Origin of the sequence: Microbacterium sp. p3-SID336 (assembly GCF_025143365.1) — a bacterium.
GTDB lineage: Bacteria > Actinomycetota > Actinomycetes > Actinomycetales > Microbacteriaceae > Microbacterium.
Window position 1 is genome coordinate 1 of record NZ_JALXPE010000007.1, and the last position, 14254, is coordinate 14254.

12 protein-coding genes are annotated in these 14254 nt (G+C 70.3%); 6 read left to right on the forward strand and 6 right to left on the reverse strand.

Annotated features, from left to right (window positions below; all coding sequences use genetic code 11):
- Positions 1–155 precede the first annotated feature (155 nt).
- On the reverse strand, positions 156–440 hold the full coding sequence (locus M3C17_RS03155; protein WP_259976187.1) for a hypothetical protein: 285 nt from the start codon (positions 438–440) through the stop codon (positions 156–158).
- A gap of 526 nt (positions 441–966) precedes the next feature.
- Here M3C17_RS03155 and smc point away from each other — a divergent pair.
- Genes smc through M3C17_RS03170 form a run of 3 tightly spaced genes read left to right on the forward strand, consistent with a single transcriptional unit; the run spans position 967 to position 5967 of the window.
- A complete protein-coding gene (gene smc, locus M3C17_RS03160; protein WP_259976188.1) occupies positions 967–4515 on the forward strand; it encodes a chromosome segregation protein SMC in 3549 nt (1182 codons plus the stop codon).
- Between the two features lie 35 nt (positions 4516–4550).
- A complete protein-coding gene (ftsY, locus tag M3C17_RS03165) occupies positions 4551–5423 on the forward strand; it encodes a signal recognition particle-docking protein FtsY (RefSeq protein ID WP_259976189.1) in 873 nt (290 codons plus the stop codon).
- Between the two features lie 43 nt (positions 5424–5466).
- Positions 5467–5967 (forward strand): DUF2004 domain-containing protein, encoded by a 501-nt coding sequence (locus M3C17_RS03170; protein WP_259976190.1) that lies wholly within the window; start codon positions 5467–5469, stop codon positions 5965–5967.
- Between the two features lie 18 nt (positions 5968–5985).
- Here M3C17_RS03170 and lipA read toward each other — a convergent pair whose 3' ends face one another.
- Positions 5986–6975: a lipoyl synthase gene (lipA, locus tag M3C17_RS03175; RefSeq protein WP_259976191.1), complete on the reverse strand. Its 990-nt coding sequence runs from the start codon at positions 6973–6975 to the stop codon at positions 5986–5988.
- The gene (gene lipB / locus M3C17_RS03180) at positions 6972–7673 is read right to left on the reverse strand and encodes a lipoyl(octanoyl) transferase LipB (protein ID WP_259976192.1); all 702 of its coding nucleotides are present in this window, start codon (positions 7671–7673) and stop codon (positions 6972–6974) included. Before lipB ends, lipA begins: the two co-directional genes overlap by 4 nt.
- An 84-nt stretch (positions 7674–7757) precedes the next feature.
- Between lipB and M3C17_RS03185 the strand changes: the two genes are divergently transcribed.
- Positions 7758–8345, forward strand: coding sequence for a TetR/AcrR family transcriptional regulator (locus M3C17_RS03185; RefSeq protein ID WP_259976193.1), 588 nt, complete (start codon positions 7758–7760; stop codon positions 8343–8345).
- 85 nt (positions 8346–8430) lie between these two features.
- On the forward strand, positions 8431–9996 hold the full coding sequence (ffh, locus tag M3C17_RS03190) for a signal recognition particle protein (RefSeq protein ID WP_259976194.1): 1566 nt from the start codon (positions 8431–8433) through the stop codon (positions 9994–9996).
- 6 nt (positions 9997–10002) lie between these two features.
- On the opposite strand, the gene M3C17_RS03195 is transcribed toward ffh, so the two are convergent.
- Positions 10003–10917 carry an EamA family transporter gene (locus M3C17_RS03195; RefSeq protein ID WP_259976195.1) on the reverse strand — a complete coding sequence of 305 codons (915 nt, stop codon included), beginning with the start codon at positions 10915–10917 and terminating at the stop codon, positions 10003–10005.
- A 57-nt stretch (positions 10918–10974) separates the two neighbouring features.
- Here M3C17_RS03195 and M3C17_RS03200 point away from each other — a divergent pair, with 57 nt between their 5' ends.
- A complete protein-coding gene (locus M3C17_RS03200; protein ID WP_259976196.1) occupies positions 10975–11925 on the forward strand; it encodes a LysR family transcriptional regulator in 951 nt (316 codons plus the stop codon).
- 6 nt (positions 11926–11931) lie between these two features.
- On the opposite strand, the gene glpK is transcribed toward M3C17_RS03200, so the two are convergent.
- Entirely contained in the window at positions 11932–13446 is a 1515-nt protein-coding gene (gene glpK / locus M3C17_RS03205; RefSeq protein WP_259976197.1) for a glycerol kinase GlpK, read from the reverse strand.
- 34 nt (positions 13447–13480) lie between these two features.
- Positions 13481–14236, reverse strand: a complete 756-nt coding sequence (locus M3C17_RS03210; protein WP_259976198.1) for an MIP/aquaporin family protein — start codon at positions 14234–14236, stop codon at positions 13481–13483.
- Positions 14237–14254: the final 18 nt, after the last annotated feature.

The following is a 14254-nucleotide window of genomic DNA, read 5'->3' on the forward strand; positions in this document are numbered from 1 at the left end:
GCTCGCGACGAGCGACGACCTCCCGGAGAGCGACAGGGCGAACCTGCGCCGCGGGGGGGGGGGGGGGGGCCCCCCCCCCCCCCCCCCCCCCCCCGCGGGGGGCGGGGGGGGGGGGACGCAGGTGCGAGAGAGCCAGAACGGGCACTCATCGCGGATCAGCGCATTCCGCGCTGCATGTCGTGCATGAGCAGCGCATGCGACTCGGCTGCGCTCCGGTGGCGCTGCTCCCCGACGAGGAACAGGTCACCAGGATCGAAGATCAGGCTGCGACGGGGCTTGCGCGGTCGCTGCGCCCGCTGGAACAGCCAGAGGCCGATCCGGAGGGAGAGGCGATCCGCGAGGGCCAGTCGACGCAGTTCGTCGTCGCGGGGGATCTGGAGGACCTCGCGGTCCTCGGTATCGGGCGGATGGGTGGTGCTGCGAGACAGCGTGGAGTTCACGATGATTCCTTCGAATGGTGTGTGAGGGGTGGTGCGGACGCACCGCACACGAGCCGGAGGACCGGTCGGGGACGGTGCGGACGGCGGCGATGCACCGGAGATGCGAGGCATCGGATCCGATACAGGCGGGAATCCGTGATCCGAAGAGGGATCAGAGGGTGGAGCGCGGAGGTGGTGACGGGGAGGGGGCCCACGGGGGGCCCGACATCCCTGGCTGCGTACCTAGCAGGCGCTGTAGTGGACGCCGGCGGCTACCGAGAACGCGTGGCGCGGCGCGGAGTGCGCGGGCGCGACGAGGCCATTGGCCTTCGCGGTGTGCTGAGTGATCATCATCGGTAACCTCCTTTCGTGTGGCGATCCGGAGGCCAACCGTAGCGAAACTCTCAGCCGATCGTCAAGCAATTCGTGATACGCCCGGCGTGTCGCGGTCGGCTGCGGCTCGCCGGCGACCCGCGCGGGATGCCCGCGATTCCGCAGGATTCCGGTAGCGTAGCGGCGTGATTCTCCCCCGACGAGCGGTGCCCGCATGCATCTGAAGAGCCTGACGCTCAAGGGGTTCAAATCCTTCGCGCAGCCCACGAGCTTCGTGTTCGAGCCCGGCGTCACGTGCATCGTCGGTCCCAACGGGTCCGGCAAGTCGAACGTGGTGGACGCGCTCGCCTGGGTCATGGGGGAGCAGGGCGCCAAGACGCTCCGCGGCGGGAAGATGGAGGACGTCATCTTCGCCGGCACCTCCACCCGCGGCCCGCTCGGGCGCGCCGAGGTGCAGCTGACGATCGACAACGCCGACGGTGCGCTGCCGATCGAGTACGCCGAGGTGACGATCAGTCGGACCCTGTTCCGCAACGGTTCCAGCGAGTACGCCATCAACGGCGAGGGATGCCGGCTGCTCGACGTGCAGGAGCTGCTGAGCGACTCCGGGCTCGGCCGCGAGATGCACGTCATCGTCGGGCAGGGGCGGCTGGACACGGTGCTGCAGGCGTCGCCGGAGGACCGTCGCGGGTTCATCGAGGAGGCGGCGGGGATCCTCAAGCACCGTCGCCGCAAGGAGAAGACCCTCCGCAAGCTCGACGCCATGGAGGCGAACCTGACGCGACTGAGCGACCTCGCGGGCGAGATCAGGCGGCAGCTGAAGCCGTTGGGTCGCCAGGCCGAGATCGCGAGGGAGGCGCAGACCATCGCCGCCGTGGTGCGCGATGCCAAGGCTCGTCTGTTCGCCGACGACGTGGTGGCGCTGCGCACCGCACTGGCGGATCACACGCGCACGGAGCAGGAGCGGCACACCGAGCGACTCGTGCTGTCGGACCAGGCCGAGGCGGTCAGAGCGAGCATCGCCCGACTGGAGAAGGACCAGAACTCGGTCGCGGTCGACGCAGCACGGGGTGTGGCCTTCGGGCTGGAGCAGGTGCAGGAGCGGATGCGCGGCCTGTACACCCTGGCGAACCAGCGGCTCGCGCTGCTCGGGTCGGAGGAGGACGACGCCGCGGTGACGGCGGTGACCGTGACGCAGGCGACGATCGACGAGGCCAGGGAGGAGATCGAGACGATCTCGTCCGGGCTCGGCGACGCGCAGGACGCCGCGGTGGCGGCGAGCCGCGAGGTGGTCCACGCCCGCGCGGAACTCGACACCCTCGACGTCGACATCGCGGAGCAGAGCGCCCTGGTGTCCGAATACGACATGCGCCTGACGGCCCTGCGGGGGACGGCCGATGCGGCCGCCTCCGCGCTGGCCGCCGTACGGGGCGCCGTGCTGCGCCAGGAGAATGCGCTGGAAGCCGCCCACACGCGCCGGCGTGAGGCCGAGGAGGCACTGGAGTCCATCGAGGTCGCCGAGGCGCCGGAGGGCACCGCCGTCGAGTTCGCCGCCGCGTATGAGAGCGCGCAGCGGGCAGCGACGGCCGCAGAGGCGGAGCGGGAGACGCTGCGCGAACGCCTGCACGCCGCGGAGCGCGAGGTCGACGCCCTCACGGCGAAGGCCGCAGCGCTGAGCAGTGCGCTGTCGATCTCGGGTGGCGCCGCGGAGATCGTCCGCGCGGGTGGCCGGGGGATCCGCGGGCTCGTGGGCGACGCCGTCCAGGTGAAGGCCGGGTACGAGGCGGCCATCGCGGCCGTGCTCGGTCCGCTTGCCGAAGGTGTCCTGGTGGAGACCACCGACGACGCCTTCGCCCTCGCCGCTGACGCCGCCGCGCAGCGCCGAGGCGTCGTGGACTTCGTGGTCGCCGAGGCGACGCAACCGGAGACGGGGCACCCGGCCGTCGCGGGCGTGACCCCCGCGGTGGAGATCGTGACCGCGCCGGACGGCGTGCTGAGTGTGTTGGCGCACGTGCTCGTCGCTGAGCATCTCGATGCCGCGCGGGTGGCCAGGGCGGCGCTCGATGCGACCGGGGACACGGCGACGACGATTGTCACGACCGAGGGCGATGTCGTGACGGCACAGACGCTCCGCACGGGGTCCGGCGGCGAGCGATCGCGCCTGGAGCTGGCGGCCGAGCGCGATGCGGCGACCGAGCGGCTGACCGAGATCCAGATCGTCGTCGACTCGCTGCGTGAGGCGCGCATCGAGGCGGATGAGACTGTCGAGAGCACCCGACGTCAGGCGAAGGATGCCTTGCGCGCGCTGCGAGAGCACGATGCCGCGCTCGCGACGCACGCGGAGCAGGTCAACCGGGTCACGGTGCGACACGAGTCCGCCGTCGCCGAGTGCGAGCGCCTCGAGGCGGGTCTCGCGCAGGCTCAGGCGGCGGTCGCGGATGCCGAGGCGAAGGCCGCGGCGGCGAAGACCGAGCTCGACGACGCGGTCGCCGCCCCTCGGCCCGTGCTCGACGCCTCGGCGCGCGACGGTCTGCTGGAGGCGCTGGAGCTCGCGAGGGAGGGCGAGGTGCGGGCGCGCCTGGAGGTCGAGACGCTGCGCGAGCGCGTGCGAGCGGCGCAGTCGCGGGTGACAGCGCTCGAACGCCAGCGCGAGCAGGAACGCGATGCGGCGGCCGAAGCTGCACGGCGGGCGGTGATCCGGCGCGCGCAACGAGAGGCGGCAGCGGGGGTCGCCGACGAGCTGCCCCGGATCCTGGACTCTCTCGACCGGTCCGTCACGGAGGCCAGGGTCGCGCTGGCGGAGGCGGAATCGGCACGCGCAGCGCAGAACCAGGAGCTGGTGGAGCTGCGGGCTCAGGAGACCTCGCTGCGCGAGCGGCTGGCCGGCCTCACGGAGAGCGTGCACGGACTGGAACTGCAGATCCACGAGAAGAAGCTGCACCTGCACAGTCTGCTCGAGCGCGTGTCGTCCGAGCTGTCCCTCGACGAAGATATTCTCATCGCGGAATATGGTCCCGATCAGCTGGTTCCCCGCGATCCGGGCGCTGAGCCCGCTGCGGACGAGCTTCTCGACGACACCGCCATCCCGTTCGATCGGCGCATCCAGCAGCGGCGTCTGGCGGAGGCCGAGCGCAAGCTCGCGCAGCTGGGGCGGGTGAACCCGCTGGCGCTGGAGGAGTTCGCGGCGCTGGAGCAGCGGCACGCGTTCCTCACCGAGCAGCTCGCCGACCTCACGCAGACGCGTCAGGATCTCCTGACGATCATCGCCGACCTGGACGAGCGCATGCAGACGATCTTCGCGAGCGCGTTCGAGGATACGAAGGAGGCGTTCGGGCAGGTCTTCCCGCTGCTGTTCCCCGGCGGCACGGGCAGCATCTCCCTCACCGATCCCGACAACATGCTCACCACGGGCATCGAGGTCTCGGTCCGGCCCGTCGGGAAGAAGATCGAGCGGCTGTCGCTGCTCTCGGGCGGGGAGCGGTCGCTGGCCGCTGTCGCCCTGCTGGTCGCGATCTTCAAGGCGCGGCCGAGCCCGTTCTACATCCTCGACGAGGTGGAGGCGGCGCTGGACGACGCGAATCTCGGCCGCCTGCTGACGGTGTTCGAGCAGCTGCGGGAGAGCTCGCAGCTGCTGGTCATCACGCACCAGAAGCGCACGATGGAGATCGCCGACGCCCTGTATGGCGTCTCCATGCGCCAGGACGGCGTCTCTGCCGTCGTGGGCCAGCGGGTGGGCGACCGCGCCGCTGCCGCCGCGAGCTGAGGCGTCTGCCCGGCCGCACCCCGTAGGCTGGGGGGATGGCAGAGAAGTCCTGGTCTCTCGGTCGCGCGCTGCGCGGCATGTTCGTCAAGCCCACGATCGACGAGACGACGTGGGACGACCTGGAGACCGCGCTGATCACCGCCGACTTCGGTCCGGACATCAGCGAGCGCATCGTCGACGAGCTGCGCGAGAAGGTCGACCGGTACCGCACGACGGACCCGAAGGATCTGCAGCGGATGCTCCGCGAGACGCTGGAGGAGCACTTCGCCAAGTTCGACACCACGCTGAAGCTGACCGAGCGTCCCGCCGTGGTCCTCGTCGTGGGTGTGAACGGGGTGGGCAAGACCACCACGATCGGGAAGTTCACGAAGTTCCTGCGCGGCTACCAGCGCAGCGTCGTCGTCGGCGCTGCCGACACGTTCCGCGCAGCGGCGGTCGACCAGCTCGCGACGTGGGCGCAGCGCGGCGGTGCCGCCATCGTCCGTCCGCAGCAGGAGGGGCAGGACCCGGCGTCCGTCGCCTTCCAGACGGTCGAGTATGCCAAGCGCGAGGGCATGGAGATCGCGATCATCGACACCGCCGGGCGTCTGCACACCAAGGGCGGGCTGATGGACGAGCTCGGCAAGATCCGCCGAGTCGTGGAGAAGCAGGCTCCGATCAGCGAGGTGCTGCTCGTGCTCGACGCCACGACGGGCCAGAACGGGGTGATGCAGGCGGAGACCTTCCTGCAGCACGCCGGGGTCACCGGGCTCGTGCTCACGAAGCTCGACGGCTCCGCCAAGGGGGGCTTCGTGCTGGCGGTCCAGGAGCGCACCGGCATCCCCGTGAAGCTGCTCGGTCAGGGTGAGGGCATCGACGACCTGACCGGTTTCACGCCGCACGTGTTCGTGCAGGCGCTGGTCGGCTGACACAGGACTACCGCACCGGGCAGCAGGCTGGTTTCATAGCGTTATGGCGATCGAACACGACTACTTCGGACTCCTGTCGTCGGGCCCCGACGGCTCGATCTTCTGGTCCGAGACCGTCGAGCTCGGCGACCAGAGCGTCACCGTCGATCTCACGGCTCCGGACCAGGACGACGTCTCCGCGGACGCCCTCGACATCGCTGCCGCGCTCATCGCCGGCCTGGAGAACGTGGATGCCACGGCGCGCCGCGGCATGCTCTCGGAGGTCGACGATCGCACCAGCGAGGTCACCGAGTACATCCTCCAGCAGCAGGAGGCGTTCGGTGACGACCTCCCCGACGTGCTTGTCGACGTCTCCGGTGATGCCGCCGTCGACATCATCCGTTCCCTGCGCCTCATGAGCATGACGATCCTCGCGGACGAGCACGGCGGCACCGAGCCGTTCGCGGTGCTGGAGTACGCGCTCGACGACAGCGCGACCGACGATGTGCTGCTGGTGAACCTGGGCTCCGACGGCAGCGTGCAGTCGGTCATGAGCACCGACTGACGCCACCCGTCGGGCAGCTCAGACGGCCTGCGCGAATCCGAGGTCGGCGCTGTCCGCGATGTGGGCGAGGTGCGCGGGGATCTCACGGCCCTTCGACACCATGGACTGCGCCCACAGGCGGCCCGCGCGGTACGAGGAGCGCACGAGGGGACCGGCGAGCACGCCGAGGAAGCCGATGCGCTCCGCCTCCTCCTTGAACTCGACGAACTCCTCGGGCTTGACCCAGCGGGCGACGGGGAGATGCCGAGGGGAGGGTCGCAGGTACTGGGTGATCGTGATGATGTCGCACCCGGCGTCGTGCAGGTCCTGGAGCGCCTGGACGACCTCCTCCGGCTCCTCGCCCATGCCGAGGATGAGGTTGGACTTCGTGATGAGCCCGGCGTCGCGGGCCTGCGTCAGCACGTTCAGCGAGCGCTCATAGCGGAACGCGGGGCGGATGCGCTTGAAGATCCGGGGCACGGTCTCCACGTTGTGGGCGAACACCTCAGGGCGGGCGTCGAAGATCTGCCCGAGGAAGGCCGGGTCGGCGTTGTGCTCGTTCGCGAGCAGCTCGACGCCGGTGTTCGGGTTGAGCTCGTGGATCTTCCGCACCGTCTCCGCGTTGAGCCAGGCCCCGGTGTCGGGGAGGTCGTCCCTGGCCACGCTCGTCACGGTGGCATAGCGCAGGTTCATCCGCGCGACGCTCTCGGCGACGCGGCGCGGCTCGTCCGTGTCGTAGTCCGCCGGCTTGCCGGTGTCGATCTGACAGAAGTCGCACCGTCGCGTGCACTGGGAGCCACCGATGAGGAACGTGGCCTCGCGGTCCTCCCAGCACTCGAAGATGTTGGGGCACCCGGCCTCCTGGCACACGGTGTGCAGGTCTTCGCTCTTCACCAGGGAGTGCAGGGCGGTGTACTCGGGACCCATCTTGGCCTTGGTCTTGATCCACTCCGGCTTGCGCTCGATCGGGGTCTCGGCGTTGCGGATCTCGAGGCGGAGGAGCTTGCGGCCCTCGGGTGCGGCGGTCATGCCGGGACTCCTGTCCGTGCGGTGTCGGTGGTGGGGGTGTCGGTGATGGTGCGGGTGCCGAGGGAGGCGGGGTCGGAGTGGGCGCTGAGGAAGGCGTCCCGGACGGCGTCGACGAGGTCGAGCGGGCCGACGATGCGACCGGAGGCCTCGCTCACGGTGGTCACGCCGGCGTCGGTGATGCCGCAGGGGATGATGTCGCGGAACGGGGCGAGCGAGTTGTCGCAGTTGATGGCGAAGCCGTGCATCGTGACGCCCTGCTGCACGCGCACGCCGATCGCGGCGACCTTGTCCTCGGAGAGGGGGCGACGGACCCAGACGCCGCTGCGCCCGTCGACCTGGTACCCGTCCACGCCGAAGGGGCGGAGCACGTCGATGAGTAGTCGCTCCAGGCGGCGGACGTGTGCCACGACATCCATGGGCTCAGGGAGCCGCACGATGGGGTAGCCGACGAGCTGACCGGGACCGTGCCAGGTGATCTTGCCCCCGCGGTCGACGTCGACCACGGGGGTGCCGTCCTGCGGGCGCTCGTGGTCCTCCGTGCGCTTGCCCGCGGTGTACACGGGCGCATGCTCGAGCAGGACGAGGGTGTCGGGCCTGGCGCCGGCGACGACGTCGGCGTGCACGCGCCGTTGCAGCTCCCAGCCGTCGAGGTAGGGCACCGGGGTCGGTGCGAATCCGGGGGTGAGGATGTCGAGCATGGATCACTCGCCTTCCGAGTAGTTGGATTGCGTCTAACAATACGCCTTCGCGTCAACGACGGCCGCTCCCGGTACCGTGAGGGGATGAACTCGTCCGGTCGTGCGGGGCGCCCGAAGGCGTCGTCGCGGGAGACGCTCGCGGAAGCGGCGTGCGAACTCTTCCTCGAGCGCGGGTACGACGCGACCTCCGTGGCCGACATCACGCAGCGCGCCGGGGTGAGCCGGTCCAGCTTCTTCAACTACTTCGCCTCGAAGAGCGACGTGCTGTGGTCGGGAGTCGACGAGCGCATCGGCGAGGCCGTCGAAGCCCTCGGCCGGCTCGGCCGATCCGCCACGGGCGGCGAGGTGCGCGGCGTCCTCCTGCACATCGTCCGCGACTTCGCGCCCGATCCGCTGGCACTCGCGCTCCGCAACGCGGACGCGATGGGGCTGCAGGACGAGCTCGTGCGGGACACCGGCCTGCGCATGGTCCGTCTGGCATCCGCCGTGGCCGGGGCCGCCCGTGTCGCCGGCATCGACGAGATCCGCGCCGACGTGGTCGGCGCGGCCTTCGCTGCGGCCGTGCTGTCCTCGCTCCGCGTCTGGGCAGAGGCCGGGGCGGGGCGCGGCACCCCGGAGGCCGTGCTGCATGACGCGCTCGGTGTGGTCGGCGACCTGCCCTGGACAGCCTGAGGTCCACGTCGGCTCTGCCGCGCTCGGGGACATGCGCCGCCCGCGCCGAGCGGCGGGCCTCCGCTCGCGTAGAATCGGGAGCACCATGGCTACCTTTGGAACCCTCTCCGACCGGCTCACCGAGACCTTCCGCAACCTGCGCACGAAGGGAAAGCTGACAGCCGCCGACGTCGACGGCACCGTTCGCGAGATCCGGCGCGCCCTGCTCGACGCCGACGTCGCCCTCGCGGTCGTCAAGGACTTCACCGCGAAGGTCCGTGAGCGCGCGCTCGGCGACGAGGTCAACAAGGCGCTGAACCCCGCGCAGCAGGTCGTGCAGATCGTCAACGAGGAGCTCGTGCAGATCCTCGGCGGCGAGCAGCGGCGCCTGCAGTTCGCCAAGACCGCGCCCACCGTCATCATGCTCGCGGGCCTCCAGGGCTCCGGAAAGACCACGTTCGCCGGCAAGCTCGCCAAGCAGCTCGAGGGGGAGGGGCACACGCCGCTCCTCGTCGCGGCCGACCTCCAGCGCCCGAACGCCGTGAACCAGCTGCAGGTGGTCGCCGAGCAGGCCGGGGCCACGGTGTACGCGCCGGAGCCGGGCAACGGTGTCGGCGACCCCGTCAAGGTCTCCCGCGACGGGGTCGAGCATGCCCGCCGCCAGCAGCACGACGTCGTCATCATCGACACCGCCGGCCGACTCGGCGTGGACGCGGAGCTCATGAAGCAGGCGGCGGACATCCGCAAGGCCGTGGACCCGGACGAGGTCCTGTTCGTGATCGACGCCATGATCGGTCAGGACGCGGTCAACACGGCGAAGGCGTTCCAGGAGGGCGTGGACTTCACCGGCGTCGTGCTGTCCAAGCTCGACGGCGACGCTCGCGGTGGTGCGGCCCTGTCGGTCGCATCGGTGACGGGCCGCCCGATCATCTTCGCCTCGACAGGCGAGCGGCTGGAGGACCTCGAGCCCTTCCACCCGGACCGCATGGCGAGCCGGATCCTCGACCTCGGTGACATCCTCACCCTCATCGAACAGGCGCAGCAGGCGTTCGACGAGGAAGAGGCGCGCAAGGTCGCCGAGAAGCTGGCGAACGAGGCCTTCACGCTGGAGGACTTCCTCGAGCAGCTCCAGCAGATGAAGAAGATGGGCTCGATGAAGAAGATGCTCGGCATGCTGCCGGGCATGGGCCAGATGAAGCAGCAGCTGGAGGACTTCGACGAACGCGAGATCGATCGCACGGAGGCCATCATCCGCTCCATGACGCCGGGGGAGCGTCGCAACCCCAAGGTGCTGAACGGCTCGCGTCGCCTGCGCATCGCACGCGGTTCCGGCATGACCGTCACCGACGTCAACCAGCTCGTGCAGCGCTTCGAGCAGGCGGCGAAGATGATGAAGACCGTCGCACGCGGCGGCACCCCGAACATCCCCGGCATGGGTCCCGTGCCCGGAATGGGCAAGCCGGGCGCCTCCTCGAAGCGGGGCAAGAAGGGAAAGGGCTCCGGCGGCGGCGGGCGTTCGCGCTCGGGCAATCCCGCCAAGCGCGCCGCGGAGAACGCGGGCCTCGCGGCCTCGACCGCACCGTCCGGATCGGGCTTCGGCCTGAGCGGCGGGACGGCAGCGCCGACCGAGGCGGACCTGGCGGAGATCCAGAAGCTCTTCGGCAAGAGCTGAGCCCGTTCACCGCCGTGCGGTGGGCATCGGCGGCGCTTCGGCGATGACGGGGGAGGGCGCTGCCGCGCGCGGACGGGCGGTGAGCTGCCCGAGCACCAGGGCGCCGAGGGCGAGCGCGAGACCGAGAGCCTGGATCGGCGTGAAGCTCTCTCCGAGCACGAGCACGCCCAGGACCGTGGCGACGAGGGGCGACAGCAGGGCGAGCAGTCCCGGCGCGATCACGGGCAGCTGCTGGATCCCGCGGAACCAGAGCGTGTAGGCGATGATCCCGCCGACCGTGCCCAGCCAGAGGTAGCCGAGCGCAGCGCCACCGTCGATCGTGGCGGGCACGCCCTCCACGGCGAGTGTCACCGGCAGCAGCAGGAGCCCGCCGGCGCTGAGCTGCCATCCCGCGTACACGACGGGTCCCACGCCCTGGGGTCGGCCCCAGCGCTTGGTGAGGATCATCCCGAGCCCGGTGGCGCTCACACCGCCGAGGGCTGCCAGGACGCCCCAGAGGTCGAGCTGCGCCGCGGGGCCGAGCACGACGAGCGCCACCCCGCCCGCGCCGACCACCGCGGCGGCGGCGCTCACCGCTCTGATCCGCTCATGGAGGACCAGGGCGCCGAGGGCGAGCACGATCAGCGGCTGAGCGCCGGCGACGGCGGCTGCGACGCCCCCGGGCAGACGCTCGGCGGCGAGGAAGAGCAGCGGGAAGAACGCGCCGATGTTGAGCGCGCCCAGGACGAACATCTTCGGCCACCACGTGCCGTGCGGAAGACGCCGCGTGAGGAGGACGGCCAGCAGCCCCGCGGGCAGAGAGCGAAGCAGTCCGGCGAACAGCGGGTGCCCCGGGGGCAGCAGCTCCGTGGTGACGAGATAGGTCGTCCCCCAGGACAGGGGAGCGAGGGCTGTCACGAGCACGATCGTCAGTCTGTTCATGGTTCCAGGGTGCGCCCGGCGAGACCATGAGTCCAACGCACGGTTGTCATGCCACCGATGAGCAACGATCATGGAGAGGTGGAACTCCAGCAGCTGAGGTATGTCGTCGAGGTCGCTGAGACGGCGAGCTTCACTCGCGCGGCCGAGCGCTGCTTCGTGACCCAGTCCGCGCTCAGCCATCAGATCGCGGCGCTCGAGCGCGAGATCGGTCAGCGGTTGTTCGCGCGGACGAGCCGTCGTGTCCGTCTGACCGAGGCCGGCGAGGCGTTCCTCACCCACGCGAGAGTCGCGGTGCGTGCCGCAGAACTCGCGAAGGAGGAGGCCGCGGCCACGGTCGGCGAGGTCACGGGCACCCTGCGCCTCGGGGTCATCCCCACCGTCACGGCCGTCGCCGTGCCCGCGCTGCTGCAGTCCTTCCGGCGCGCCCACCCGTCCACGCGCGTCGAGCTCCGGGGCGGCAACAGCGACGAGCTCATGGCGGCTCTCCGCGGCGACGAGCTCGACGTGGCGCTGCTCGGACTGCGCGACGGGGTCGAGCCGGGCGGCGTCTCCTCCCGGGTGCTACTGCATCAGCGCCTGGTGGCGGTCCTGCCGCGGGACCATGAGCTCGCCGGGCGGCGGCGGCTCAGGCTGAGAGATCTCGCCGATCGGACATTCGCCGACTTCCCCGCGGGGACCTCGGGGCGTGCGCAGAGCGATGCGGCCTTCGCGGCCGCCGGCGTGGACAGGGATGTGGCGTTCGAGGCCGATTCCGCGGCGCTGCTGCTCGAGCTCGTGGCCGCGGGGCTCGCGGTGACGCTGCTGGCGCCTGGCGTGGTCCGCGGCTGGCGCGGGGACGGGCTGGTGACGATCGCGGTGGCCGACGGACCGGCGCGGACCGAGTACGTCGCGTGGGATCCGGTGGCACCGCGGAGCGTGGCGCGCGCGTTCCTGGCCGTGCTCGACGCCGGCTCTCGCGCAGACGACGAAGCGGGCCCGGAGGAGACCTCCGGACCCGCTCGCCGATGATTCGGACTACTTCACATCCTCGTCGACCCAGTCCATCGACTTGGTGACGGCCTTGCGCCACAGGCGCAGCTGACGCTCGCGCTCCGCATCGTCCATCGACGGCTCCCAGCGACGGTCCTCCTGCCAGTTGGCGGACAGATCGTCGAGACCGCTCCAGAAGCCGACGGCGAGGCCGGCGGCATACGCGGCACCGAGAGCGGTGGTCTCCGCGACGACCGGCCGCACGACAGGAACACCGAGCACATCGGCCTGGAACTGCATGAGCGCATCGTTCGCGACCATGCCGCCGTCCACCTTGAGCTCGCTCAGGTCGACACCGGCATCGGCGTTCACCGCGTCGAGCACGTCACGCGTCTGGAAGGCCACGGCCTCCAGGGCAGCGCGCGCGATGTGGTTCTTGTTCGCGTAGCGGGTGAGGCCGACGATCGCACCGCGGGCGTCCGGACGCCAGTACGGGGCGAACAGACCGGAGAACGCGGGGACGATGTACACGCCGCCGTTGTCCTCGACCTGCTCGGCGAGCTTCTCCACCTCGGGGGCCGAGGAGATGATGCCGAGCTGGTCGCGCAGCCACTGGATGAGCGAACCGGTCACGGCGATCGAGCCCTCGAGCGCGTAGTGGGTCGGCTGGTCGCCCAGCTTGTAGCCCACCGTGGTCAGCAGCCCGTTCTTCGAGTGGACGACCTCTTCGCCCGTGTTGAAGATCAGGAAGCAGCCCGTGCCGTAGGTGTTCTTGCTCTCGCCCTTCTGGAAGGCCGCCTGCCCGAAGGTCGCCGCCTGCTGGTCGCCGAGGATGCCGGCGATCGGCGTCTCCCGCAGCAGCGAGGAGCTCTCGGCCGTGCCGTACACCTCGGAGGAGGAGCGGATCTCGGGCATCATCGAGCGCGGCACGCCGAACACCTCGAGGATGTCGTCGCGCCACTCGAGCGTCTCCAGATCCATGAAGAGCGTCCGCGACGCATTGGTGACGTCGGTGGCGTGCACACCGCCGTCGACACCGCCGGTCAGGTTCCACAGCACCCAGCAGTCGGTGGTGCCGAAGAGCAGGTCTCCGGCCTCCGCCTTCTCCTTCGCGCCCTCGACGTTCTCCAGGATCCACGCGATCTTGGTGCCGGAGAAGTAGGTCGCGAGCGGGAGGCCGACGATCGGCTTGAACCGCTCGACGCCGCCGTCGGCCGCGAGGCGGTCGACGATCTCCTGCGTGCGCGTGTCCTGCCAGACGATCGCGTTGTAGACCGGCTTGCCGGTGGTCTTGTCCCAGACGACGGCGGTCTCGCGCTGGTTGGTGATGCCGACGGCCGCGATGTCGTGACGCGTCAGGTCGGCGCGGCCGAGGGCCAGACCGATGACCTCCTGCACGTTGCGCCAGATCTCTGCCGCGTCGTGCTCGACCCAGCCGGCCTTCGGAAGGATCTGCTCGTGCTCCTTCTGACCGGTGGCGACGATGCTGCCCTTCTTGTCGAAGATGATCGCGCGGCTCGACGTCGTTCCCTGGTCGATCGCGATGATGTAGTCAGCCATGTGTTCTCCTTTGAATTGCCCTGCGGATGAGAGGTCAGCCGGCGAGACCCAGCAGGGCCGGGGCGGCGAGGGCGGCGATCACACCACCGATGAGCGGGCCGACGACGGGGACCCACGAGTAGGACCAGTCGCTGGAACCCTTGCCCTTGATGGGCAGGATGGCGTGGGCGATGCGCGGGCCGAGGTCACGCGCCGGGTTGATCGCGTAGCCGGTCGGACCACCGAGCGACGCACCGATCGCGACCACGAGCAGTGCCACGGGCAGCGCGGTGAGCGGGCCGAGGCCGCCGGGCGTGCCGATCTCGATGTCACCGTAGTCCGCGAACGCGAAGATCACGAACACGAGGACGAAGGTGCCGATGACCTCGGTGACCAGGTTCCAGCCGTACGAGCGGATCGCGGGACCGGTCGAGAAGACGCCGAGCTTGTTGGCGGCCTCCGGCTCCTCGTCGAAGTGCTGCTTGTACGCGAGCCATACGACGATCGCACCGAGGATGGCGCCGACGAGCTCGGCGGCGGTGGCGGTGAGGAACATCGCGATCGAGATCTTGCCGGCGACGAAGAGGCCGATGCCGACGGCGGGGTTCAGGATGGCGCCCGAGTAGGCGGAGACGAGGACACCGGCGAACACCGCGAGACCCCATCCCCAGTTGACCATCAGGAAGCCGCCGCCGAAGCCCTTGTTCTTCGCCAGGGCGACGTTCGCGACGACACCGCAGCCGAGCAGCACCAGCATGGCCGTGCCGACGAGCTCGGACAGGAAGTAAAGACCGAGATTGACGTCAGTCATGTCTTCATTGACCTTTCT